The sequence below is a fragment of the Gordonia amarae NBRC 15530 genome (genome assembly GCF_000241345.1).
GTDB lineage: Bacteria > Actinomycetota > Actinomycetes > Mycobacteriales > Mycobacteriaceae > Gordonia > Gordonia amarae.
In genome coordinates, this window is record NZ_BAED01000069.1 from 76914 (window position 1) to 100113 (window position 23200).

21 protein-coding genes are annotated in these 23200 nt (G+C 67.3%); 13 read left to right on the forward strand and 8 right to left on the reverse strand.

Annotated features, from left to right (window positions below):
* Nucleotides 1-234: 234 nt before the first annotated feature.
* From nrdI to nrdF, 3 genes are all read left to right on the forward strand, one after another.
* Nucleotides 235-687, forward strand: coding sequence for a class Ib ribonucleoside-diphosphate reductase assembly flavoprotein NrdI (nrdI, locus tag GOAMR_RS20475; RefSeq protein WP_005192469.1), 453 nt, complete (start codon nt 235-237; stop codon nt 685-687).
* A gap of 96 nt (nt 688-783) precedes the next feature.
* A complete protein-coding gene (gene nrdE / locus GOAMR_RS20480) occupies nt 784-2979 on the forward strand; it encodes a class 1b ribonucleoside-diphosphate reductase subunit alpha (RefSeq protein WP_005192470.1) in 2196 nt (731 codons plus the stop codon).
* 49 nt (nt 2980-3028) lie between these two features.
* Nucleotides 3029-4033: a class 1b ribonucleoside-diphosphate reductase subunit beta gene (nrdF, locus tag GOAMR_RS20485; protein WP_005192471.1), complete on the forward strand. Its 1005-nt coding sequence runs from the start codon at nt 3029-3031 to the stop codon at nt 4031-4033.
* Between the two features lie 88 nt (nt 4034-4121).
* Here the strand turns inward: nrdF and GOAMR_RS20490 are convergent, their stop codons facing one another.
* Nucleotides 4122-4511 (reverse strand): nitroreductase/quinone reductase family protein, encoded by a 390-nt coding sequence (locus tag GOAMR_RS20490; RefSeq protein WP_005192472.1) that lies wholly within the window; start codon nt 4509-4511, stop codon nt 4122-4124.
* A 20-nt stretch (nt 4512-4531) separates the two neighbouring features.
* Complete coding sequence (locus tag GOAMR_RS20495; protein ID WP_005192473.1) at nt 4532-4723, reverse strand: type II toxin-antitoxin system ParD family antitoxin; 192 nt, start codon at nt 4721-4723, stop codon at nt 4532-4534.
* A gap of 154 nt (nt 4724-4877) precedes the next feature.
* On the opposite strand from GOAMR_RS20495, the gene GOAMR_RS20500 reads away from it, so the two are divergent.
* On the forward strand, nt 4878-5396 hold the full coding sequence (locus GOAMR_RS20500; protein ID WP_005192474.1) for an NfeD family protein: 519 nt from the start codon (nt 4878-4880) through the stop codon (nt 5394-5396).
* 54 nt (nt 5397-5450) lie between these two features.
* On the forward strand, nt 5451-7025 hold the full coding sequence (locus GOAMR_RS20505; RefSeq protein WP_005192475.1) for a flotillin family protein: 1575 nt from the start codon (nt 5451-5453) through the stop codon (nt 7023-7025).
* Nucleotides 7026-7087: 62 nt separating this feature from the next.
* Here GOAMR_RS20505 and GOAMR_RS20510 read toward each other — a convergent pair whose 3' ends face one another.
* The 4 genes from GOAMR_RS20510 to GOAMR_RS20525 all read right to left on the reverse strand — a co-directional run bounded on the left by GOAMR_RS20510 (nt 7088) and on the right by GOAMR_RS20525 (nt 12367).
* Nucleotides 7088-7873: an SWIM zinc finger family protein gene (locus GOAMR_RS20510; RefSeq protein WP_005192476.1), complete on the reverse strand. Its 786-nt coding sequence runs from the start codon at nt 7871-7873 to the stop codon at nt 7088-7090.
* Entirely contained in the window at nt 7870-10698 is a 2829-nt protein-coding gene (locus tag GOAMR_RS20515) for a DEAD/DEAH box helicase (RefSeq protein ID WP_005192477.1), read from the reverse strand. Before GOAMR_RS20515 ends, GOAMR_RS20510 begins: the two co-directional genes overlap by 4 nt.
* Before the next feature lie 114 nt (nt 10699-10812).
* Nucleotides 10813-11241, reverse strand: coding sequence for a pyridoxamine 5'-phosphate oxidase family protein (locus GOAMR_RS20520; RefSeq protein WP_005192478.1), 429 nt, complete (start codon nt 11239-11241; stop codon nt 10813-10815).
* Nucleotides 11242-11308: 67 nt separating this feature from the next.
* Nucleotides 11309-12367: an ABC transporter substrate-binding protein gene (locus GOAMR_RS20525; protein WP_373278789.1), complete on the reverse strand. Its 1059-nt coding sequence runs from the start codon at nt 12365-12367 to the stop codon at nt 11309-11311.
* 342 nt (nt 12368-12709) lie between these two features.
* On the opposite strand from GOAMR_RS20525, the gene ctaD reads away from it, so the two are divergent.
* The 3 genes from ctaD to GOAMR_RS20540 all read left to right on the forward strand — a co-directional run bounded on the left by ctaD (nt 12710) and on the right by GOAMR_RS20540 (nt 16457).
* Nucleotides 12710-14410, forward strand: a complete 1701-nt coding sequence (gene ctaD, locus GOAMR_RS20530; protein ID WP_040515943.1) for an aa3-type cytochrome oxidase subunit I — start codon at nt 12710-12712, stop codon at nt 14408-14410.
* A gap of 93 nt (nt 14411-14503) precedes the next feature.
* Nucleotides 14504-15739 (forward strand): phosphoserine phosphatase SerB, encoded by a 1236-nt coding sequence (gene serB / locus GOAMR_RS20535; RefSeq protein WP_005192500.1) that lies wholly within the window; start codon nt 14504-14506, stop codon nt 15737-15739.
* A 4-nt stretch (nt 15740-15743) separates the two neighbouring features.
* Nucleotides 15744-16457 (forward strand): peptidyl-tRNA hydrolase, encoded by a 714-nt coding sequence (locus GOAMR_RS20540; RefSeq protein ID WP_005192502.1) that lies wholly within the window; start codon nt 15744-15746, stop codon nt 16455-16457.
* A 20-nt stretch (nt 16458-16477) separates the two neighbouring features.
* Here the strand turns inward: GOAMR_RS20540 and GOAMR_RS20545 are convergent, their stop codons facing one another.
* Entirely contained in the window at nt 16478-17464 is a 987-nt protein-coding gene (locus GOAMR_RS20545) for an LLM class flavin-dependent oxidoreductase (protein WP_005192505.1), read from the reverse strand.
* A 72-nt stretch (nt 17465-17536) separates the two neighbouring features.
* Between GOAMR_RS20545 and GOAMR_RS20550 the strand changes: the two genes are divergently transcribed.
* From GOAMR_RS20550 to GOAMR_RS20560, 3 genes are all read left to right on the forward strand, one after another.
* Nucleotides 17537-18412: an ABC transporter ATP-binding protein gene (locus tag GOAMR_RS20550; protein WP_005192506.1), complete on the forward strand. Its 876-nt coding sequence runs from the start codon at nt 17537-17539 to the stop codon at nt 18410-18412.
* Between the two features lie 105 nt (nt 18413-18517).
* Nucleotides 18518-19357: an NUDIX hydrolase gene (locus tag GOAMR_RS20555; protein WP_005192507.1), complete on the forward strand. Its 840-nt coding sequence runs from the start codon at nt 18518-18520 to the stop codon at nt 19355-19357.
* A 15-nt stretch (nt 19358-19372) separates the two neighbouring features.
* Entirely contained in the window at nt 19373-20224 is an 852-nt protein-coding gene (locus GOAMR_RS20560) for an NUDIX hydrolase (RefSeq protein WP_005192508.1), read from the forward strand.
* A gap of 58 nt (nt 20225-20282) precedes the next feature.
* On the opposite strand, the gene ligD is transcribed toward GOAMR_RS20560, so the two are convergent.
* Complete coding sequence (gene ligD / locus GOAMR_RS20565) at nt 20283-21230, reverse strand: non-homologous end-joining DNA ligase (protein WP_005192509.1); 948 nt, start codon at nt 21228-21230, stop codon at nt 20283-20285.
* A gap of 133 nt (nt 21231-21363) precedes the next feature.
* On the opposite strand from ligD, the gene GOAMR_RS20570 reads away from it, so the two are divergent.
* The gene (locus GOAMR_RS20570; RefSeq protein ID WP_005192510.1) at nt 21364-22152 is read left to right on the forward strand and encodes an enoyl-CoA hydratase-related protein; all 789 of its coding nucleotides are present in this window, start codon (nt 21364-21366) and stop codon (nt 22150-22152) included.
* Nucleotides 22153-22214: 62 nt separating this feature from the next.
* Nucleotides 22215-23198 (forward strand): class I SAM-dependent methyltransferase, encoded by a 984-nt coding sequence (locus GOAMR_RS20575; RefSeq protein WP_005192511.1) that lies wholly within the window; start codon nt 22215-22217, stop codon nt 23196-23198.
* Nucleotides 23199-23200 lie beyond the last annotated feature (2 nt).

Below are 23200 nucleotides of genomic sequence, written 5' to 3' on the forward strand. Positions count from 1 at the left end.
GGGCCGATGGGAAGAATGCGATGGGGAAGTCGAATTCTCCCGGGCCTGGTTCATCAGGAACCGGCAGCCGGAATCCATGAAGGTCCGCCCCGCGTGGGGTGCGGCGTCCCGGCACGCCCATCGTCCGGAATCTTGAGGTGGCCCAGAACCCCAGTTGGCCAGAACCCCAGTTGGCCAGAAACCCCAGTTGGCCAGAACCTCAGTTGGCCAGAACCTCAGTTGGAAGGTGCAGAGATGCCCAGCCACGAGATGCCGCTCATCGTGTACTTCTCGTCGGTATCGGAGAACACCCACCGCTTCGTCACCAAGCTCGACACGCGTGCGATCCGCATCCCGGTCAACGACCGGCACGCAGCGATCACCGTCGATGAGCCGTATGTGCTCATCAGCCCCACCTACGGCGGCGGCAAGGTGTCGTCCGCGACGGGTGGCGGCTATGTGCCCAAGCAGGTGATCCGCTTCCTGAACGACGAGCGCAACCGGTCGTTGCTGCGCGGTGTGATCGCGGCGGGAAACACCAACTTCGGTGAGGAATTCTGCCTCGCCGGTGACGTGATCTCACGCAAATGCGGTGTACCGTACCTGTATCGATTCGAACTGATGGGCACCGCCGACGATGTCGACCGGGTCCGTGCCGGACTGGCGGAGTTCGCCGCCGGAATAGACGCGCAGCACGCACCGGCCTGACCCCGCCCGCCTACCGATTGTCCTGAACACCAGCCTGTTTCCAGTCCGCCCCTGAATTTCGTCCCAGACGTATCCGTCGTGTCACCAGGAGTAACCGTGTCGCCAACCGCATCCGTCACCGACAACGTCACGTCGGCCAGCCAGTCCGGTGTGCACGCCGGCCCGTCCGGGCACGAGCCGGGCGAGCTCGACTATCACGCCCTCAACGCGATGCTCAACCTGTACGACAGGGACGGCAACATCCAGTTCGACCGGGACCGGGAGGCGGCGCGGCAGTACTTCCTGCAGCACGTCAACCAGAACACGGTGTTCTTCCACGATCTCGATGAGAAGCTCGACTATCTCGTGGAGGAGAACTATTACGAGCCCGAGGTACTCGAGCAGTACGACAAGGAATTCGTCAAGGACCTGTTCAAGCAGGCCTACGCCAAGAAGTTCCGCTTCCCGACATTCCTGGGCGCGTTCAAGTACTACACCAGCTACACGCTCAAGACGTTCGACGGCAAGCGTTACCTGGAGCGTTTCGAGGACCGCGTCTGCATGGTGGCGCTGACGCTGGCCGCCGGCGACACCGTGCTCGCCCGCAACCTCGTCGACGAGATCATCGAGGGCAGGTTCCAGCCGGCCACGCCCACGTTCCTCAACTCGGGCAAGAAGCAGCGCGGTGAGCCGGTGAGTTGCTTCCTGCTGCGCATCGAGGACAACATGGAATCGATTGGGCGGTCCATCAACTCGGCGCTGCAGCTGTCCAAGCGCGGCGGCGGTGTGGCGCTGCTGCTGAGCAATGTGCGGGAGCACGGCGCGCCGATCAAGAAGATCGAGAACCAGTCCTCGGGTGTCATTCCGATCATGAAGCTGCTGGAGGATTCGTTCTCCTACGCCAACCAGCTCGGCGCCCGGCAGGGTGCGGGTGCGGTGTACCTGCATGCCCACCACCCGGACATCTACCGCTTCCTCGACACCAAGCGGGAGAACGCCGACGAGAAGATCCGCATCAAGACGCTGTCGCTGGGTGTGGTGATCCCCGACATCACCTTCGAGTTGGCCAAGGCCAATGACGACATGTACCTGTTCAGCCCGTACGACGTCGAACGCGTCTACGGGGTGCCGTTCGCCGACGTGAACGTGACCGACAAATACCACGAGATGGTGAACGACAAGCGGATTCGCAAGACCAAGATCAAGGCCCGCGAATTCTTCCAGACCCTCGCCGAGCTGCAGTTCGAGTCGGGCTACCCGTACATCATGTTCGAGGACACGGTGAACCGGGCCAACCCGATCGACGGCAAGATCACCCACTCCAACCTGTGCTCGGAGATCCTGCAGGTGTCCACCCCGTCGACGTACAACGACGATCTCTCGTACGCCGAAGTGGGCAAGGACATCTCGTGCAACCTGGGTTCGCTCAACATCGCCAAGACGATGGATTCGCCCGATTTCGGGCAGACCATCGAGACCTCGATCCGTGGTCTGACTGCGGTGAGTGATCAGACCGCGATCACCTCGGTGCCGTCGATCGAGAAGGGCAACAACGAGTCTCACGCCATCGGCCTCGGTCAGATGAATCTGCACGGCTACCTGGCGCGTGAGCGGGTGTTCTATGGCAGCGAAGAGGGTGTCGATTTCACGGACATCTACTTCTATACGGTGCTGTATCACGCGCTGCGGGCGTCCAACAAGATCGCCCGGGAACGCGGCCGGGCGTTCGGTGGGTTCGAGAAGTCGGCCTACGCCTCGGGGGAGTTCTTCGACAAGTATGTGAACAAGTCGTGGGAACCGCAGACTCAGAAGGTCCGGGATCTGTTCGGGCAGGCCGGTATTCACATCCCCAACCAGGACGACTGGCGCGAGCTCAAGGCCGACGTGCAGCGTGACGGCATCTACAACCAGAACCTGCAGGCGGTGCCGCCCACCGGGTCGATCAGCTACATCAACCACTCGACCAGTTCGATCCACCCCGTGGCGGCCAAGATCGAGATCCGCAAAGAGGGCAAGATCGGCCGTGTGTACTACCCGGCGCCGTACATGACCAACGACAACCTGGAGTACTACCAGGACGCGTACGAGATCGGCTACGAGAAGATCATCGACACCTATGCCGCAGCCACGCAGCACGTCGACCAGGGTCTGAGCCTGACCCTGTTCTTCAAGGACACCGCCACCACCCGCGACGTCAACAAGGCGCAGATCTACGCCTGGCGCAAGGGAATCAAGACGCTCTACTACATCCGCCTGCGCCAGCTCGCCATCGAGGGAACGGAGGTGGAGGGTTGCGTCAGCTGCATGTTGTGACGGGACAACGGAATTCATCCATCAGGCCCGCTTATCTCAGGAGAATCCGATGACCACCACCGAGAGTCACAGCCCCGCCGACGGCGCACCCATCAAACTGGTGAGCCGGGTATCGGCGATCAACTGGAACCGTGTTCCCGACGAGAAGGACGCCGAGGTCTGGGACCGGCTCACCGGCAACTTCTGGCTGCCGGAAAAGGTGCCGGTGTCCAATGACATCCCGTCGTGGCACACGCTCACCGAGTACGAGAAGCAGCTCACGATGCGGGTGTTCACCGGTCTGACGCTGCTCGACACCATCCAGGGCACCGTCGGCGCCGTGTCGCTGATCCCCGATGCGGTGACCCCGCACGAGGAGGCGGTGCTCACCAACATCGCGTTCATGGAGTCGGTGCACGCCAAGAGCTACAGCTCGATCTTCTCAACGTTGTGCTCCACCAAGGAGATCGACGAGGCGTTCCGCTGGTCGGAGGAGAACGAGCACCTGCAGCGCAAGGCTCGTATCGTCATGGACTACTACCGTGGCGACGATCCGCTCAAGCGCAAGGTGGCCTCGACACTGCTCGAGTCGTTCCTGTTCTACTCCGGCTTCTACCTGCCGATGTACTGGTCGAGCCGGGCCAAGCTCACCAACACCGCCGACGTCATCCGCCTCATCATCCGTGACGAGGCCGTGCACGGCTACTACATCGGCTACAAGTACCAGCGCGGCCTGGAAACCCAGACCGCCGAGCGCCGGCAGGAACTCAAGGACTACACCTTCGAGTTGCTCTTCGAGCTGTACGACAACGAATCCGACTACACCGAGGCGCTGTACGACGATGTCGGCCTGACCGAGGATGTCAAGAAGTTCCTGCGCTACAACGCCAACAAGGCGCTGATGAACCTCGGCTACGAGGCGATGTTCCCGAAGGACGAGACCGACGTGAACCCGGCGATCCTGTCGGCCCTGTCACCCAACGCCGACGAGAACCACGACTTCTTCTCCGGTTCGGGCAGCTCCTACGTCATCGGCAAGGCCGTCAACACCGAAGACGAAGACTGGGACTTCTAACCCGCATCGTTCCCGCGTCTGAAACTGCGTCCTGCGTACTGGATATCGCAATATCCACTACGCGGGACGCAGTTTGCTACGCGCGACATCAGGTCAGGTCGATGCGGATGCTGAGGAGATCGGTGCCGACGAGCCGGACCACGGCGCTGTTGCCGCCGGGGAGTTGCTGGAGGCGTGCGCGGGGGTCGTCGTCGGGTAGCAGCTGGGCGATGCCGGTGTGCCAGGTGCCTTTCAGGCGCACCCGGACCGCGGGATCGGCCTTGATGTTCTTGACGTAGTCGGAATGCTCGCCGTGCTCGGACACCAGCCAGAACGCGCCGTCGATCATCCTGCCGCCGACAGCCGTGACGCGCGGCTGTCCGGACTTACGGCCGGTTGTCTCCAGCAGCGTCGGCGACACTTTGCGACCCAGCGGATTGATCAGGCGCCGCTGCATGGGATGCACCAGCGCCCTTTTGACGGCCTTCATGTCGGGCATGACCGCAAGCGTAGTCGCCGCTACGACTCAGGGTTGGCCGATTGGTCTTCGGCTGCCCTCACGAGGGCCGCCATCCGCTGTTCGTGCTCCTCCAGCAGCCGTAGGCCGGCGCGGATGACGTCGCTGGCCGAGCCGTAGCGGCCGGACTCCACGAGGTCGTGGACGAAGGTGTTGTAGTGGTCACCCAGTGTGATGGATGTGTTCCGGGCCATAGCATTCTCCTCTCACATTGTGTATTATTAAGTAATACTCGCCTGGTCACAAGGGTGCCGCGTCGACTATTTGAGCTACGCGAAGCGTGCAGGGCGAGGCGCATTCCGCTTATCGTGCGGGGGTCACGATGCGGACACACGGAAGGGGCAATGGGTGACGGTCGTATTCGGAGTGATATTCGCAGTCGGTCTGCTCGCCCTTCTTGCCGCGCTGTTCGCCGGGGAGATCGGCGAAATCGGGGAGATCGGCGACGACGGTGGCCTGCCGTTCATGAGCCTGACCACGCTGGCGATCGGACTGTTCGGATTCGGAGCCGGTGGACTCGGCGCCGACTTCGTCGGCCTGCCTACGGGCGTCTCGATCGGCGTCGGCGCGGGCGCCGCGGTTGTGCTCGTCGGCATCTTCCGCGGCCTGCTGCTTCCGTACATGCTTCGGCAACAATCGAATTCACACTTCGGGCGGGCGTCGTACCTGGGTATGACCGGCCGCGTCGAACTCCCGATCGCCCCCGACGGATGGGGTGAGATCACCATCGTCGATCCCGACGGTGCGCGGGTCCGGCTCAAGGCGCGAAGTGAGGAACCGTCCACCCTGGCCGCGGGGACGCAGGTATACATCTGCGACCTCGACGCTGAATACGTTCGGGTGGTGGCGATTCCGGCGCTGGACTGACGCACGTCCCGGCGCGGCAACAAGACCTGACAACACAACACAGAGGGAAACGGGGTGCATATGATTACGATCATCGCAGTGATCGCCGTCGTAGCGATCGTGGTGTTCATTCTCATTCCGGTGATCTACGTCCGGAACTACATCAAAGTCCCACCCAACGAGGTCGCGGTGTTCACCGGCCGTGGCGCGCCCAAGGTGGTCCGGGGCGGTGCCCGCTTCCGGATTCCGGGCATCGAACGTGTCGACGTCATGTCGCTCGAACCGTTCAACGTGAACATCAACCTGCAGAACGCATTGTCCAACAACGGTGTTCCGGTCAACGTCGAGGCCGTGGGTCTGGTGCGGATCGGGTCCGCGGACGAGGCGGTGCAGACCGCCGTGCAGCGATTCCTCACCTCCGACAGCAACGAACTGCAGCGCCAGATCAACGAGATCCTCGCCGGCAGCCTCCGCGGCATCACCGCGACGATGACAGTCGAGGACCTCAACTCCAACCGCGACACCCTGGCCCGCAGCGTCGTCGAGGAAGCCGGTGGCGACCTGGCCCGCATCGGCATGGAGGTCGACGTCCTCAAGATCGCCGGCATCTCCGACCGCAACGGCTACCTCGAATCGCTGGGTCAGCGGCGTATCGCCGAGGTGAAGCGCGATGCCGCCGTCGGTACCGCCGAAGCCGAACGTGACTCGCAGATCTTCTCCGCCAAAGCACGCCAGGAGGGTTCGACGGCACAGGCCGAGGCCGACACCGCCATCGCGACCGCCAATCAGCGTCGGGATGTCGAACTGGCCCGGCTGCGGGCACAGACCGAAGCCGAGAACGCCGAAGCCGACCAGGCCGGACCGCTCGCGCAGGCCCGGTCCGCGAAGGCCGTCGGCATCGCCAGGGAAGAGGCCGAGGCCGCCCGCGTCGAGGCCCGCACCGAGGTGGAGCGCAAACGAACCCTGCAGTCGCAGGCCTCGCTGGAAGCGGACGTGATCGCGCCCGCCGAGGCCGAACGGCAGGCAGCGGTGGCGCGTGCCGAAGGTGAGCGTCAGGCCGCCATCCTGCGTGCGCAGGCCGAGGCCGAAGCCGCCCGGCAGGCGGGTTCGGCCAGTGCCGATGCCCGTAAGCTCGCCGCCGATGCCCAACGGTCGGAGGCACAGGCGCAGGCCGACGGCATGCTTGCCAACCGCACCGCCGAGGCCGACGCCCGTAAGCTCGCCGCCGAAGCCCTGCGCGCCGAGCAGCAGGCCGAGGCAGACGGTCTGAAGGCGAAGCTGGAGGCCGAGGCCACCGGTAAGCGGCAGATCGCCGACTCGCTCAACGCCTTCAGCGAGCAGGCGGTCCGGATGGAGATCCTGCCCGCGGTGCTCAAGGCGCTCGTCGACGCCACCGGCAAGTCTGCCGAGCAACTCGGCAACATCGACAAGATCTCGATCATCGGCGGATCGTCGGAGGCCAAGTCCTCGCTCAGCGGTCTGCTCGGGATCTCGCCGCAGACGATCGCCGGGGTCATCTCGACCCTCGAGGACTCGGGGATCGACGTCACCGGCCTGGTCAACGGGCGAGGCGGGGCGAAGTCGGAGGCGGTGGTCGCGAAGGAGATCATCACCACCAACAATGTCGATCCGGAGGTCGAATCGGCCTGACCGTCAGGATGAGGTGAGATAGCAATGTCCGCAACCACTTTCGCGAGTGGTTGCGGACATTCTCACTCGAGGAGGACGTCGTAGAGTTCGGCGAGCTGGTCGACGGCCTCGCCGACGTCGCCGGCGGGGATGCCGGAGGCACGCAGTGCGGCGTGCAGGGTCTTGATGTCCAGGTCCAGGATCGGGTTCATCCGTGGTGGATTCGGCAGCGGCGGCAGTGCCGGCGCGGCGGACGGAGCCAGAGGAGCGGACGGCATGCCGGTCTCCTCGGCCGATGCGCTGCCGCTGAGGGATTCGACGCTGAGGGATCCGATACTGAGGGATTCGACTGCTGACAGCAGTTCCGGGAGGTCGGTACCCATGACGGTGAGCAGGGTGGTGGCGTGTTTGTCGATCTCGGCGGCAACCTCGTAGGTGACGGCGAGGACGTGGATACAGCGGACCGTCTCGTCGGGGCAGGTGCACGAGGATGCGATGTCGGCGGCCTCGGTCGGCAGGACGAGTTCGCCGAGGGCCTTCGGCTGGGTTCCTCGCGTCAGGGCGAGCAGGTCGTCGACGGCGTTCTGTGAGCGCAGCAGCGATGTGACCGTGGGTGCGTGGACGGGTCGGACGGTGAGGGTGACTTCAAACGGTTCGAGCTGACTGCCGTCGACCAGGGCGGTGACCCGGCCGCTGCCGATCGAGAGCTGCCTGACGTTCCGATCGCGGAAGTAGCTGCGGGCCTTGGTGATACGCCGGGAATCCACCGGTCCGGTGACGCGGCCCTCCACCACGTCGCACAGCGCCCGCGACCACGGGGTCACCCCGTAGCCGCGGGTCGCCTTCCGGCTGCCGCCGCGCGGGCTCATTCGCCCACCGCCTCGTCGCGCAGCGCGAACAGTTCGTACAGTTCGTCATTGCCGAAGTCCCCGAGCCAGCTTTCCCCGGTCGACACGGTGAGCGCGGACAGTTCGCGTTTGCTGTGGATCATGTCGTCGATCCGCTCCTCCAGGGTGCCCACGCACACGAACCGCCGGACGTGCACATCGCGTTGTTGCCCGATGCGGAAGGCGCGGTCGGTGGCCTGGTCCTCGACGGCCGGATTCCACCAGCGGTCCACGTGGATCACATGATTGGCGGCGGTCAGGTTGAGACCGGTGCCGCCGGCCTTCAAGGTGGCCACCAGGACCGGCGGGCCGTCGTCGGACTGGAAACGCGTCACCATCGCGTCGCGGTCGGTGCGTGACACGCCGCCGTGCAGGAGCGGGACGTCGGTGCTGAGCAGCCCGCCCAGCCAGCCCGCCAGCATCTCGCCGAACGTCGCGAACTGGGTGAACACCAGCGCCCGATCGCCCTCGTCGACAAGGGTTGTCGCGATATCGGCGAGCAGTTCGACCTTGCCGGAGCGGTGCCCGCTCCGCCGGGTGATGGGGGAGCCGTCGCCCAGGTAGTGGGCAGGGTGATTACAGATCTGTTTGAGCCGGGTCAGCGCGGCCAGCACGGTGCGCCTGCGCAGCACCCGCTGCTCCTTGTCCTTGAGCGCCTCCATCAATTCATCGACCACGGCCCGGTACAGCGCGGCCTGCTCGACGGTCAGATTGGCCCGCACCGTCAGCTCGTCCTTGGCAGGGAGGTCGGAAATAATTGCCGGGTCGGTCTTTTCGCGGCGCAGGATGAACGGCCGGGTCAGTCTGGTCAGGTGCCGCAGCGCCGCCGGATCACGGTCGCGTTCGATCGGTTCGGCGAACCGGGCGCGGAACACCGACGCCGACCCGAGCAGTCCCGGATTCACGAAATCGATGATCGCGCGCAGATCTTCGAGCCGGTTCTCCACCGGGGTGCCGGTGAGCGCGATCCGGTGTTCGGTGGGGATGGTGCGGATCGCCTTGGCGGCCGCGGTGTTCACGTTCTTGACGTGCTGTGCCTCGTCGACGACGATGCGCCGCCATGAGTGTCCGGCGAGCAGTGCGCGGTCGCGGGTGGCGGTGGCAAAGGTGGTGATCACCACGTCGGTGTCGCGGTGGTGCTCGGTGAATCGACTGCCCGCCGGACGTTGTTGGCCGTGGTGCATCGTGACGGTGAGTTCGGGTGCGAAGCGGGCGATTTCGCGTTGCCAGTTGCCGATGACCGACATGGGGCAGACCACCAGCGTCGGCAATGCTTCCGCGTCACCGGGGTGTCGCCGGTGTTCGTCGGCGAGGACCGCGATCACCTGGACGGTCTTGCCCAGGCCCATGTCGTCGGCCAGCACCGCACCGACCCCGAGCCCGGCGAGGTGGGTCAGCCATTCGAAACCACGCTGCTGGTAGGGGCGCAGCGAGGCATCAGCCAGTTCGGCGTTCGGAAGTGCCGGTGGGCGAAGCGAACCGGCGTCGGCGATGTCATCGAGCCACGACATGCCCGACACCGCGGTGACCGGGACGCCGGTACGTTCCTCGTCGCCGGTCACCAGATCGAGCAACTCACCCATATCGGGTGCGGTACCGGCCGCGGCGGCGACACGCTGGGCGGCGATGAAACCCGCCGCCCGGGTGAGTGCGGCACCGTCGGCCCGCATCCAGATGCCGCGTACCCTGACCAGATCGCCTTTCTGCCTGGCCAACTCGTCGATATCGGCGTCGGTCAGGGTGACCGCGTCGCCGCCGGTGCCCAGCGCCAGCCGCCATTGGAAGTCCCGCACCGCGCCGAGCCCGACCATCGCATTGCGGCGGGGGCTGCCCACCACCGGCCGGCCGGTGAGCGACAACGCGGGCCGGACGTCGGCGATGGTCCGCGGCAACAGCACCGCGAAACCCGCCTGCCCCAGAGCGGACACGCCGTCCGCGAAAAGTTCGGCGACGGTGTCGGTGGTGAGCAGGTAGTCCAGGGTGGTGCGGTCCGGTAGCGCCTGGCGTAGCGGCCCGAACGCGGTGACGGCGTTGGCGAGGTCGGTGGTGACGCGGTCGAGGTCGGCCGGATCGAGACGGTGTGGCACCACCGGTTCCAGATCTCCCTCGACACTCCGCAGACACACCTGGAAACGCCACAGCGACCCGGCCCCGGGGCCGGGGAGTTCGTCGGACTCGTCGGGTTCGTGCAGCCGGAACACCACGGAGGTCTCGTCACCGCCGGCGCTGTTCTGCCAGGCCAGCCACGCCGCCGACGCCGCGCCGGCCCGGCTGGTCGGCACCGCATCGCCGGGTGCGCCGGGCAGCAGTGCGTCGATGAAGCCGAAGCGGTGCGCACCCGACCCGACCGTCGTCAGCCGGGCCCGGCACAGGTGGTCGGTGAGTTCGGCGACCAGGTCGTCGACGGCCGCCCGCGGATCCGCGTTGTTGCCGGCGATCACGTCGGGTGCGGCGCCCCACATCACCGCGGACCAGCTCCGCCACAACGGAGTGGTCACCGGCTGCCAGCGCACCAGCGCCGCACCGTCCGCGGAGGAGACGGCCGGAGTGACACATCCGGCGGCGACCAGGCGCCGCACCCCGTCGAGCAGGTGGCGGTACCAGGCGAGCTCCGGATGCGTGGACAGCGACCGGGTCGCGTCGAGGAACACCACCGCCGCGGTGACGCCGAGCGTCGCGGTCGCGGCGAAGTCCCGGCGGCCGTCGGCCCCGATGACCGCCACCCGCGTACTGAACCGGCGACCCGCCAGCAGCGCCGCGATCGGTTCGGGCAGCGCAGGATCAGGGCGGTCGGCGCCGTGCCACAACGACAGACCGGCCCCCGGACGCCAGAGGGCGTGGAGGCCGAGCGGGTGGTGCGTGTCAGCTGTGGTGGCGATAGTCGAACACTCTATCGGCCGCCGGTGACACCGGGCCGGGTGTCAGCTCGCGTGGGTGGCCGACGGTGCGGTCGGCGCCGTCTTGGGGATGAAGTGCTGGGCGTCGAGGATCAGCACGACGCGGTCGTCGACGTCGGCGGGCACAGGCTCGTCGGGGTTGCCGTAACGCCGGCCGAGCTCCCGGTAGAAGTCGCCCTCGGGGTCGCCGCCGACGGTGACGAGCCAGCCGGTGATCTCCAGGACGCGGGCCGGGTTGTCGGAGTCGGTGATGATGAACGAATAGTTGGGGTTGGCCTGTAGTGGCACGAACTTGCGGCGCGGGATGGTCTGGCTCATCCGGATGTGGGCGCCGTCCCAGGTGAACCGCATCGGCTGCAGGCTGGGCCGCCCGTCGGGCGACACCGTGGCGAGGATCCCGATGAGCGGACGTTCGAGCAGGTCCCGGTACTCGTCGGGCAGTGTGTGGATCATGTGGTCGATGGTAGCGACCCGAACCAGTTATTGAAAACCTTTCGGTAGGGATTCCCGTAACGGGCGCTCAGGAGTTGGAGTCCAACGATCCCTTGACGTCGTTGAGCACGAGCCAGGCCGCGGCCAGGCCGGACGTGGAGAACCAGACGGTGTCGTCGACGGCCAGTACCCGCTTCCACGTGGGTGCGCCCATGTCGAGCCAGCGGTCGCTCTCCAGGACGGTCCGCGCGTGCTTGAACGAACCGCTGTTCTTGATGTCCGGGCCGGTCACATCACCGGCGTCGCGGTAGCTGACGTAGATGAGGTCGGCGTCGGCGGTGGTGAGGTTGCCGTCGGTCAGCTCGGTGGTGCCGGGCTCGCGCTGGGTGACCGGCCGCTGTACGCCGATCGTGGCCAGCACCTGCGCGGCGAACGAGTCGGTGCCCTCGACCGACTGGCCGTCGGCGGAGAAGCGGACGAGGGAGACCTCGGTGTGGGCGGCGTCCTTGCGTTTGCCGGTCCGTGCCGTCTCCCTGGTGAACCGGGCCAGCAGGTCGGTCGCGGCCGCGGACCGGTTGAGGGCACCGGCGACGGACCGGTACCGCTCCGCCCAGTTCTTCGCGGGATCGGCGGTGGGATCGACGGTGACCGTCCGGACGCCCGTGAACCCGGCGGCTCGCGAGGCCGTGGCCGGGGTGGTCAGCACGATGTCGGGGTCTGCCGCGGTGACGGCCGCCGCGTCAGGGGTCTCGCCGATCGTCGGGACCGAGGTCAGTTGCGGCCCCAGATAGCGGGGAATCGAACCCTTGCCCGCGGTGACCGCGGTGACCTTGGAGCCGATCCCCAGCGCGCAGAGGTCATCGAGAAGCAGCGGATCGGTGACGACGATCCGGCGGACGTCTGGTGTGCCCGCATCAGGTGCGGTGGGTGCGAAGCACGTCTTGGTGTAGTCGCGTTCGGAACCGACGATGTTGACCTCGGCCAGGCGTGTGGTCGGCGTCGAGACGGGGGAGCCGTCCGGGGTGGTCAGCGCCTCCTCCTCGTTGCCGCACGCACCCAGGAGCAGCATCGCCGCGGCCAGTGCCGCACCGATCGACGTACGCCTGAGCCTGGGGCGGGGATGGGGTGTTCCGGAGCCGCTTCGCACCCGATCAACCTAGTTGTCCGGCTCGGAAACCGGCAACCGGCCCGCGCCCGTCGCGCGGGACGCCGATCGGCGGGTGCCCGCGGCTGTCCGTGGTGCTCGGCGCCGGCTGTCCCGGAATGGGCGCACACGCCGCGCCGGACACTCGGGGCGAAGGTCCCGCAAATGGTCTGACCAGCGTCTATGTACCGAATTCGAGGTCAATTACGACAGTTCGTAGGACCCGCTCTGTCAGGGCGCCCGGAAGGGTTTAGGATCACTACAAGCGCTCGGTACGTCACGTGCCGACTTAGGGGTGCCGATTGTGCGTCGCCCACGAAAAAAGGTCGCGCTAGAGGAGGATCTGTGACTGCGGTAGACCAGCCCGCCACGCAAGTGGCACCAGTGCGTCCGTTCCCGGAGCGCTATCAGCCCAAGGGCTCGTTCTTCTACAAGCTCATCACCACCACCGATCACAAGCTGATCGGCATGATGTACATCACCACCTGCTTCGCGTTCTTCCTCGTGGGTGGTCTGATGGCTCTGCTCATGCGCGGCGAGCTCGCGCATCCCGGCATGCAGTTCCTGTCGACGGAACAGTTCAACCAGCTGTTCACCATGCACGGCACGGTCATGCTGCTGCTGTACGCCACCCCGATCGTGATCGGCTTCGCCAACTTCGTGCTGCCGCTGCAGATCGGTTCGCCCGACGTCGCCTTCCCGCGCCTGAACGCCATGGGTTTCTGGCTGTTCCTGTTCGGTGCGATCGTCGCCCTCGCCGGCTTCCTCACCCCTGGTGGTGCCGCCGACTTCGGCTGGACCGCGTACACCCCGCTGACCGACGCCCTGCATTCGCCCGGTGTCGGCGCCGACCTGTGGATCATGGGTCTGGGTGTCGGTGGTCTGGGCACGATCCTCGGTGCGGTCAACATGATCACCACCGTGGTGTGTCTGCGCGCCCCCGGTATGACCATGTTCCGCATGCCGATCTTCACCTGGAACATCCTGGTCACCAGCGTGCTGATCCTGCTGGTGTTCCCGCTGCTCACCGCGGCCCTGCTCGGCCTTGAGGTCGACCGCCAGTTCGGCGCCCACCTGTACGACCCGGCCAACGGCGGCGTCATCCTGTGGCAGCACCTGTTCTGGTTCTTCGGTCACCCCGAGGTGTACGTCATCGCCCTGCCGTTCTTCGGCATCGTGTCCGAGGTGTTCCCGGTGTTCGCCCGCAAGCCGCTGTTCGGCTACTCCGGCCTGGTGTATGCGACCCTGTCGATCGCCGCCCTGTCGGTGGCCGTGTGGGCGCACCACATGTACGTCACCGGCGCCGTCCTGCTGCCGTTCTTCTCGTTCATGACCTTCCTGATCGCGGTCCCGACCGGTGTGAAGTTCTTCAACTGGATCGGCACCATGTGGAAGGGCAACATGACGTTCGAGTCGCCGATGCTCTTCTCCGTCGGCTTCATCGTGACCTTCCTCTTCGGTGGCCTGACCGGTGTTCTGCTCGCCAGCCCGCCGCTGGACTTCCACCTGTCCGACTCGTACTTCGTGGTCGCGCACTTCCACTACGTGCTCTTCGGCACCATCGTGTTCGCCACCTACGCCGGCGTGTACTTCTGGTTCCCCAAGATGACCGGACGCATGCTCGACGAGGGCCTGGGCCGCTGGCACTTCTGGCTCACCTTCATCGGCTTCCACACCACGTTCCTGGTGCAGCACTGGCTGGGTAACGAGGGCATGCCGCGCCGCTACGCCGACTACCTGCCGTCCGACGGCTTCACCGAGCTGAACATCGTCTCCACCGTCGGTGCGTTCATCCTCGGCCTGTCGACCCTGCCGTTCCTGTGGAACGTCTTCCGCAGCTACCGCTACGGCGAGGTCGTCACCGTCGACGACCCGTGGGGCTTCGGCAACTCGCTCGAGTGGGCCACCAGCTGCCCGCCGCCGCGGCACAACTTCACCGAGCTGCCGCGGATCCGTTCCGAGCGCCCGGCGTTCGAGCTGCACTATCCGCACATGATCGAGCGGATGAAGGCGGAGGCCCACGTCGGCCCCGGCGGCGGCCACTGACGCCATACCCGCAACAGCACAGCCCAAGCGGCCCTCGCTCTCAGCGAGGGCCGCTTGGCGTTTCGGGTCCGGTGCCCTCTACGATTGCCTCTCGTGGCCAATTCCTCCGATGAGACAACGGTTCTGATCACGGTCACCGGGCCCGACAAGCCCGGTGTGACCTCGACGCTCATGGGGGCGCTGGCAGGCCAGCGGGTGAGTCTCCTCGACGTGGAGCAGGTGGTCATCCGCGGCCGGCTCACCCTCGGGGTGCTGGTGTCGTGCAGCGGCGACCCGCAGGACGTGCAGGAAGTGGTCGAGCAGGCCATGGATTCGGTCGGCATCGACGTGCACGTCGAGGTCGGCGTCAGTTCGGACGGCAAACGGCCGTCCACGCATGCGGTGGTACTGCTGGGCAGTCCGGTCACCGCGCGCGCCTTCCGGGCGGTCGCGTCCGCACTGGCGGCCCAGGGCGGCAACATCGATTCGATCCGCGGCATCGCCGACTATCCGCTCACCGGCCTGGAACTGATGGTGAGCGTGGCCGGACGCGACGACGTCGCCTCCGACGCCGCGCTGCGCAAGGCCCTCGCCGAGGTGGCCTCCGGCCACGAGATCGACATCGCCGTCGAACGCGGCGGTCTGGCGCGGCGCGCCAAGCGGCTCATCGTCTTCGACGTCGACTCCACCCTCATCCAGGGCGAGGTCATCGAGATGCTGGCCGCCAAGGCGGGCCGGGAGGCCGAGGTCGCGGCCGTCACCGAGGCCGCGATGCGCGGCGAACTCGACTTCACCGAATCCCTCAACCAGCGGGTCGCGGCACTGGCCGGTCTGGACGCCTCGGTGATCGACGAGGTGGCCGCGTCGCTGGAACTCACGCCGGGTGCCCGCACCACCATCCGCACGCTGCACCGCCTCGGCTACCACTGCGGCGTGGTGTCGGGCGGATTCCGCCAGGTCATCGACGGCCTCGCGGACGAGCTCGAACTCGACTTCGTCCGGGCCAACACCCTGGAGATCGGCGCCGACGGCAAACTCACCGGCCGGGTGGTCGGCGAGGTGGTCGACCGGCAGGGCAAGGCCCGCGCGCTGCGGGCGTTCGCCGAGCAGGTGGGTATCCCGATGGCGCAGACCGTGGCCGTCGGCGACGGAGCCAACGACATCGACATGCTCAGCGTCGCCGGGCAAGGCATCGCGTTCAACGCCAAACCGGCGCTGCGGGAGGTGGCCGACGCCGCCCTGAGCCACCCGTTCCTCGACGCCGTGCTGTTCATCCTCGGCATCACCCGCGACGAGATCGAGGCCGCCGACGCCGCTGACGGTGTGCTGCGCCGCGTGCCGCTGGACTAGCGGCATGAGCGCCGACGCGTACACCCGGCTGACCCGCTATGTCGGTGGGCACGACGATCCGCCCGACCCCGCCGACGTGCTCGCGATGCAGATGGTGCTGCGCATCGAGAAGGCAACGCCACCGGACCGCGCCGACCTGCTGACGGCCGCCGCCCGATCGGCGGCGCTACTGTGCCTGGACGAGCGGACCGAGGGCGACGGCCCGTGGGTCGTGCCGATGGACGCCTGGTGTGATGCCCGGATCCGCAAGATCGCCCGGCGCGCGCGGGGTGCGCAGTGGGAGGCGGCCCAGCAGGTGTGGGGCGTGACCGCGACGGAGGGCCAGGCGCAGGCCCGGGCGTACGTTCCCGGCCGGGTCGGCGACATCGACCGCAGGATCGGCAAGCTGCAGATCGGCGGCACCGACGTACCCGGCGAACTGCCGTCCGACGCGCCGTCCGGTGTGGTGCTGTGGCTCAGCCCCCACCTGGACATGACCGTCGGCAAGTGTGCCGCCCAGGTGGGGCACGGATCGATGCTGGCCGTGCGGCTGATGACCCGGGAGTCGGCGCTGCGCTGGCGCGCCGACGGCTGCCCGCTGGCGGTGCGCCAGGCGACCACCGAGCGGTGGGCCGGATTACTGGCGGCGGACGCCCGGGGTGAGGCGGTTGCCGTGCGCGATGCCGGGTTCACCGAGATCGCGCCCGGCTCGGTCACCGTGATCGCCGAGCTCCGCTAGGCGGTATCAGGCGGGAGCCGTCAGGCGACCGGCGCCGCCACCGGGGCCAGGTGCGCGAACGTATTGCGCCACACCTCACGATCGGGGGCGAACGAGGCGAGGATCAGCTCGTCGGCGTCGGCGTGACCGGCGAACCAGTCGAGGTAGTCGCGCACCTGTGTGGGTGTGCCCACGCCGCAGTAGGTCATCATCTGCTCGATCTGGCGGCCTTGCGGCATCGTCAGGATGGCGTCGCATTCCTCGTCGGTGAAGGCGCGGTCCCGCTTGAACAGTGCGTTGACACGGGCCCGTTTGGCCGCCTCCAACTGGGCGGCCGCCCGATCGGGGTCATCATCGGCGATCACTCCGACGCCGGCGATCACATGCGGTTCGGCGAGCACCGCCGACGGCCGGAACTCGCTGCGGTACAGGGCCACCGCATCCGTCAGGGCCTGCGGGGCGAAGTGCGAGGCGAACGCGTAGGGCAGGCCCAGAGCGGCGGCCATCTGCGCCCCGAACAGTGACGAACCCAGGATGTAGAGGGGAACGTCGGTGCCGGCGCCGGGCGTCGCGCTGACCCCCTCGACGCGGGATTGCCCGGTCAGGTAGCCCTGCAATTCCAGGACGTCCTGGGGGAAGCGGTCGGCGTCGGCGATGGTGCGGCGCAGCGCGGCGAAGGTTTTCTGGTCGCTGCCGGGGGCGCGGCCCAATCCCAGATCGATGCGGCCGGGGTGCAGCTCGGCGAGCGTCCCGAACTGTTCGGCGATGGTGAGCGGGGCGTGGTTGGGCAGCATCACACCGCCCGCGCCGAGCCGGATGGTGTTGGTGTGGGCGGCCACATGGGCGACGAGTACGGCGGGCGCCGACGACGCGATCGTCGACATGTTGTGGTGCTCGGCGTACCAGATGCGGGAGTAGCCCCACTGCTCGGCGCGCTGGGCGAGGTCGACACTCGCGGCGAAACTGGACGCGACGGTTTCGGATCGTCCCACCTGTGCAAGATCGAGAATCGAAAGATCAACGGGCATATAGGGGTCAAGGAGAACCGGCCCCGACATATTCCGCGTGCCGGGGTACGCGGGACGGTGCGGTAGTGCAACATGGACACCGTGACCTCGCCCTATGCCGCCGCTGCCGCCGAATCCGACGCGACCCCCGAATCGGATCCCGATCTGCTCATCGACTTTCGGGATGTGTCCGTGGTCCGGGACGGGAAAAATCTTGTCGGCCCGGTGTCCTGGCAGGTCGAACTCGATGAGCGCTGGGTGATCATCGGACCCAACGGAGCCGGCAAGACCACCTTGATGCGGCTGGCCGCGGGCGAGCTGTATCCGACCACGGGCGAGGCGTTCGTGCTCAACGAGAAACTCGGCCGGGTCGAGCTGCGCGAACTGACCACCCGCATCGGGGTCGCGAGTCCCGCACTGCTGGAACGGGTTCCGGACAACGAGGTGGTCAGTGACGTGGTCGTGTCGGCGGGCTATGCGGTGCTCGGACGGTGGAAGGAGCGCTACGACGACGTCGACCGAGACCAGGCCGTGGAGTCGCTGGAGTCGATGGGCGCCGAACACCTCGCCGACAGGGTGTTCGGCACCCTGTCCGAAGGCGAGCGCAAACGCGTGATCATCGCGCGGGCGTTGATGACCGACCCCGAACTGCTGCTGCTCGACGAACCGGCCGCCGGACTCGACCTGGGCGGGCGTGAGGAACTCGTCGCCCGGCTGGAGGTTCTGGCGAAGGACCCCGATGCCCCCGCCACCGTGCTCATCACCCACCACGTCGAGGAGATCCCCGAGGGCTTCACCCACGCGCTGATCCTGTCCGAGGGCGGCGTGATCGCGATGGGTCTGCTGCCGGAGGTGCTGACGAGCAAGAATCTGTCGACGGCGTTCCGGCAGCAGATCACCCTGTCGAAGTCGGGTGGCAGGTTCTTCGCACGCCGCAGCCGGCGGGCAGGCGGCCACCGCCGGGCCTGACGTCGGACCCTTTTGCCGACCTCTACCGAACGGGCGATCGGTCGGCCCGATAGTGTCGAGGGAACGTCTCCTGATACCTGGGCGACGAGTGCAGGAGGTGCGGTCATGGCAGAGCAGTCAGTCGATCCCGACACAGGTGCGGTAATCCCGGCGCAGCCCGCGGTGCCGCGAGACGCGTCCACCGTCGTCCTGATCCGCGACGGCGGCGACGGCGTGGAGGTGTTCCTGCAGCGGCGCGTCAAGACGATGGCGTTCGCCGGCGGGATGACCGTGTTCCCCGGCGGTGGTGTCGACGCCCGTGACGCCGAGGCGCACATCTCGTGGAGCGGTCCCGACGCGGACTGGTGGGCGCGGACCTTCGGGGCCACCGAACCCGTCGCGCAGGCGCTGGTGTGCGCAGCGGTCCGCGAGACCTTCGAGGAATGCGGGGTGCTGTTCGCCACCGACGCCGACGGGCGCTTCCCCGAACCCGGGGTGTTCGCCGATGCGCGGGCCCAGCTCGTCGACAAGTCTGAGTCCCTGGCCGGTTTCCTCGCCGCCAACGGACTCACTTTGCGGGCGGATCTCATTGCACCACTGGCACATTGGATCGCTCCGGTGATCGAGAAGCGGCGCTATGACACCCGCTTCTTCGTCGCGGCGCTGCCCGAGGGGCAGCATGCCGACGGCGAGACGTCGGAGGTGTCGGTGGCGGGCTGGCTGTCGGCGCGGGAGGCGCTGAACCGGTGGGTCGACAAGCAGCATTTCGTGTTGCCGCCGACCTGGTCGCAGTTGCGGGAGATCGCCCGCTTCGAGACCGTCGCCGAGCTGCTCGCCGAGCCCCGCGAGATCTCGATGATCATGCCGGACGCCACCACGGCCACCATGTCAGGTCTGCGGTTCCCGCACTCGGACAAGTACTTCGTCGAACTCGACGGGCGGCTGCCGTCCGACGCGTCGCGCTGACCGCCGTCAACGCGCATGGGTGAGGAACAGTCCCTTGATAGGTGGCTCATCGAGGCCGGCAAGCAGACGCTGCCGCTGCCGGAGGTGATCGCCACGCCACGCGATGCCGCGACCGTGGTCCTGGTGCGTGACGGATCGTCGGGCATGGAGGTGTTCCTGCTGCGGCGGGTGCCAGAGATGGCGTTCGCCGCCGGGATGACGGTGTTCCCGGGCGGTGGTGTCGACGCCGCCGACGACACCGGCCTCGACTGGTCCGGCCCGGAGGCGGCGTGGTGGGCGGAGCGGTTCGGCGCCGATCCGGTGGCCGCCCGGATGCTGGTCGTCGCGGCGGTGCGGGAGACGTTCGAGGAATGCGGTGTGCTGCTGGCCACTGGGGCCGACGGCCGGGTACCCGCCCGCGAGCAGGTGGCGGGGGACCGGGCCGCGCTGGTGGCCAAGGACCTGTCGTTCGGCGCGTTCATGCGCGGCCGTAATTTGACATTGCGTGCCGATTGGCTTGCGCCACTGGCACATTGGATTACCCCACCGGTATCGGAACGGCGCTACAGCACCCACTTCTTCCTGGCCGCACTGCCCGACGGCCAGGAGGCCGACGGCTCCACCTCCGAGGCGTCGACGTCGGCGTGGGCACGTCCCGTCGACGCCCTCGACGCCTGGTCGCGCGGCGTGCATTCGCTGCTGCCGCCGACGTGGGCGCGGCTGCGTGAGCTGAGCAGGCACGCGACCGTCGCCGACGCGTTTGCCGCGGAGCGGGTTGTCGAGGTGGTGGGCGAGGACGAACTCGACGACCCCTACGGCATGAAGTTCGACGGCGCCGACGACTACCTCGCAGCCTTCATGCGGCTGGGGGAAGACCCAGATACGTGACCGCTGGTTGAGGTGCGAGGAGCGCAAGCGACGAGCAGAGGGCTGATCAACCGGTTGATCAGCTGTCGAGGTTGTCGCGGTCGGCCCACTCGAGGAGTTCGTCGATGCGGTGGGAGATGTCATCGATGTCGGCGTGCAGGTCGCCGAGACGGGCGAAGCGGTCGGGCACCGTGGCGATGGTGAAGTCGTCGGGTTCGGCGTCATCGATCTCGTCCCAGGCGATGGGGGTCGAGACGGTGCCGCGCGGGTTGCCGCGCACCGAGTAGGCGGCGGCCATCGTGTGGTCGCGGGTGTTCTGGTTGTAGTCGACGAACACCGCCGACTGGTCGCGGTCCTTGCGCCACCACGCGGTCGTCACGTCGGCGGGCGCGCGTCGCTCCACCTCCAGGGCGAACGCATGGGCGGCGCGGCGGACGTCGGCGAAACCCCACTCGGGGCAGATGCGGACATAGATGTGCATGCCGCGGCCGCCGGAGGTCTTGGGGAAGCCGCGCATGCCGAGGTCGTCGAGAACCTCGCCGACGACGTGCGCGACGCGGCGGATGCGGGCCCAGTCGCAGCCGGGCATCGGGTCGAGGTCGATGCGCCATTCGTCGGGGACCTCGGGGTCGGCGCGGCGGGAGTTCCACGGGTGGAACTCGACCGTCGACATCTGCACCGCCCAGATCACGGATGCGAGTTCGGTGACGCACAGTTCGTCGGCGGTGCGCCCGTACCGCGGGAACCACAACTGCACGGTCTCCAGCCAGTCCGGGGCGCCGGCGGGGATGCGTTTCTGGTGCACCTTCTTGCCGTCTACGCCTTTGGGGAAGCGGTGCAGCATGCAGGGCCGTTCGCGCAGCGCCCGCACGATGCCGTCGCCGACGGACAGGTAGTAGTGGGCGAGGTCGAGTTTGGTATCGCCGCGTTCGGAGAAGTAGACGCGCCCGGGACTCGACAGCCGGACGGTGCGTTCGCCCACCGCGAGTTCGACGGCATCAGCGGCCTGTGTGCCCACCTGGCCCACTGTAGTGGCCCGGTGCGGTCACGGCAGGTGAGTGAGTCAACCGTGCCGACGGATCCCGTAAGCCATTCGATAAGGCAAGTGTGGGCTAACCCGAGGGTTGCCTGACGGCGCCGGAACGGTAGCCTCGGTGTCCATGGCCGAGTTTGTCACCCTCGAAACCTCTGCGGATCATCCCGGCGTGGGCACGATCGCGCTGAGCCGTCCGCCGATGAATGCGCTGAACCGGCAGGTGCAGGCGGAGCTGGCCGCCGCGGCGCGTGAGGCGACGGTGCGCGACGATATCAAGGCCGTCGTCGTCTACGGCGGGCCGAAGGTGCTGGCCGCCGGTGCCGACATCAAGGAGATGAACGACCTCGACTACGCCGAGATGGTCAAGGTCGCCGGTCCGTTGCAGGCCGACCTCGGGTCGGTCGCGGCCATCCCCAAGCCGACGGTCGCCGCGATCACCGGTTACGCACTCGGCGGTGGCCTGGAGGTGGCGCTGAGCGCCGACCGTCGTATCGCCGGCGACAACGTCAAGCTGGGCCTGCCGGAGATCCTGCTCGGCATCATTCCCGGTGGCGGCGGCACCCAGCGGCTCGCCCGGCTGATCGGGCCGTCGCGGGCCAAGGACATGATCTACACCGGCCGCTTCGTCGACGCGAAGGAAGCCCTCGCGATCGGCCTGGTCGATGAGGTGGTGGCACCCGACGACGTGTACAGCGCCGCCCTGACGTGGGCCGGTCAGTTCGCGGGTGCCGCATCGGTGGCGCTCGCGGCGGCGAAGGCCGCCATCGACCAGGGCCTGGAAGCCGACCTCGCGACGGGCCTGAAGATCGAGGAACAGCAGTTCACCACCCTGTTCACCACCGAGGACCGGTCCATCGGTATGGCCTCGTTCATCGAGAACGGGCCCGGCAAGGCCGAGTTCGTCGGCCGCTGACAATTCCGGTTACCGGGACCGGCACCACACACTCCGTAGTACCCATGAAGAAAGCTGAGACGATGACGACCGAACCCACCATCGATCCCGAACCCAATCCGCACGCCACCGAGGAGCAGGTGCAGGCGGCGCTCAAGGACACCAAGCTCGCCCAGGTGCTCTACCACGACTGGGAAGCCGAAACGTACGACGAGAAGTGGTCGATCAGCTTCGACGAGCGCTGCATCGATTATGCCCGTGGTCGTTTCGATGCGGCAATAACCGACGCGCCGCTGCCGTACGGCCGGGCGATGGAACTGGGTTGTGGCACAGGGTTTTTCTTGCTCAACCTGATGCAGTCCGGGGTGGCTGAGAAGGGTTCGGTCACTGACCTGTCTCCGGGCATGGTCAAGGTCGCGCTGCGCAACGCCGAGAACCTGGGTCTGGACGTCGACGGCCGTGTCGCCGACGCCGAGAAGATCCCCTACGAGGACAACACCTTCGACCTGGTCGTCGGACACGCTGTGCTGCACCACATCCCGGACGTGGAGCTGTCGCTGCGCGAGGTACTGCGGGTGCTCAAGCCGGGCGGCCGGTTCGTGTTCGCCGGTGAACCGTCCACCATCGGTGACTTCTACGCCCGCTGGATGAGCCGCGCCACCTGGTGGGCCACCACCAACATCACCAAGTTCGGCCCGCTGCAGTCGTGGCGACGTCCGCAGGAGGAGCTCGACGAGTCCTCGCGCGCCGCGGCCCTGGAGGCGGTGGTGGACATCCACACCTTCGATCCCGACGATCTCGCCGGCATCGCCCGCAGCGCCGGCGCAACCGAGGTCAAGACGGCCACCGAGGAGCTGGCCGCGGCCATGCTCGGCTGGCCCGTGCGCACCTTCGAGGCGGCCGTGCCCGCCGACAAACTCGGTTGGGGCTGGGCCGGTTTCGCGTTCGGTGGCTGGAAGAAGATGACCTGGCTGGACGAGAACGTCCTGCGCAAGGTCGTTCCCCAGAAATTCTTCTACAACGTGGTGGTGACCGGTGTGAAGCCGGGCGAACCGTCAGACGCCTGACG

What these genes read in the sequence shown, in the direction of transcription:
- nrdI (WP_005192469.1), top strand. Translation starts at nt 235, where the DNA reads ATGCCCAGCCACGAGATGCCGCTCATCGTGTACTTCTCGTCGGTATCG.
- nrdF (WP_005192471.1), top strand. Translation starts at nt 3,029, where the DNA reads ATGACCACCACCGAGAGTCACAGCCCCGCCGACGGCGCACCCATCAAA.
- GOAMR_RS20490 (WP_005192472.1), bottom strand. Translation starts at nt 4,511, where the DNA reads ATGCCCGACATGAAGGCCGTCAAAAGGGCGCTGGTGCATCCCATGCAG.
- GOAMR_RS20495 (WP_005192473.1), bottom strand. Translation starts at nt 4,723, where the DNA reads ATGGCCCGGAACACATCCATCACACTGGGTGACCACTACAACACCTTC.
- GOAMR_RS20510 (WP_005192476.1), bottom strand. Translation starts at nt 7,873, where the DNA reads ATGAGCCCGCGCGGCGGCAGCCGGAAGGCGACCCGCGGCTACGGGGTG.
- GOAMR_RS20520 (WP_005192478.1), bottom strand. Translation starts at nt 11,241, where the DNA reads ATGATCCACACACTGCCCGACGAGTACCGGGACCTGCTCGAACGTCCG.
- GOAMR_RS20540 (WP_005192502.1), top strand. Translation starts at nt 15,744, where the DNA reads ATGAGCGCCGACGCGTACACCCGGCTGACCCGCTATGTCGGTGGGCAC.
- GOAMR_RS20545 (WP_005192505.1), bottom strand. Translation starts at nt 17,464, where the DNA reads ATGCCCGTTGATCTTTCGATTCTCGATCTTGCACAGGTGGGACGATCC.
- GOAMR_RS20550 (WP_005192506.1), top strand. Translation starts at nt 17,537, where the DNA reads ATGGACACCGTGACCTCGCCCTATGCCGCCGCTGCCGCCGAATCCGAC.
- GOAMR_RS20555 (WP_005192507.1), top strand. Translation starts at nt 18,518, where the DNA reads ATGGCAGAGCAGTCAGTCGATCCCGACACAGGTGCGGTAATCCCGGCG.
- GOAMR_RS20560 (WP_005192508.1), top strand. Translation starts at nt 19,373, where the DNA reads ATGGGTGAGGAACAGTCCCTTGATAGGTGGCTCATCGAGGCCGGCAAG.
- GOAMR_RS20570 (WP_005192510.1), top strand. Translation starts at nt 21,364, where the DNA reads ATGGCCGAGTTTGTCACCCTCGAAACCTCTGCGGATCATCCCGGCGTG.
- GOAMR_RS20575 (WP_005192511.1), top strand. Translation starts at nt 22,215, where the DNA reads ATGACGACCGAACCCACCATCGATCCCGAACCCAATCCGCACGCCACC.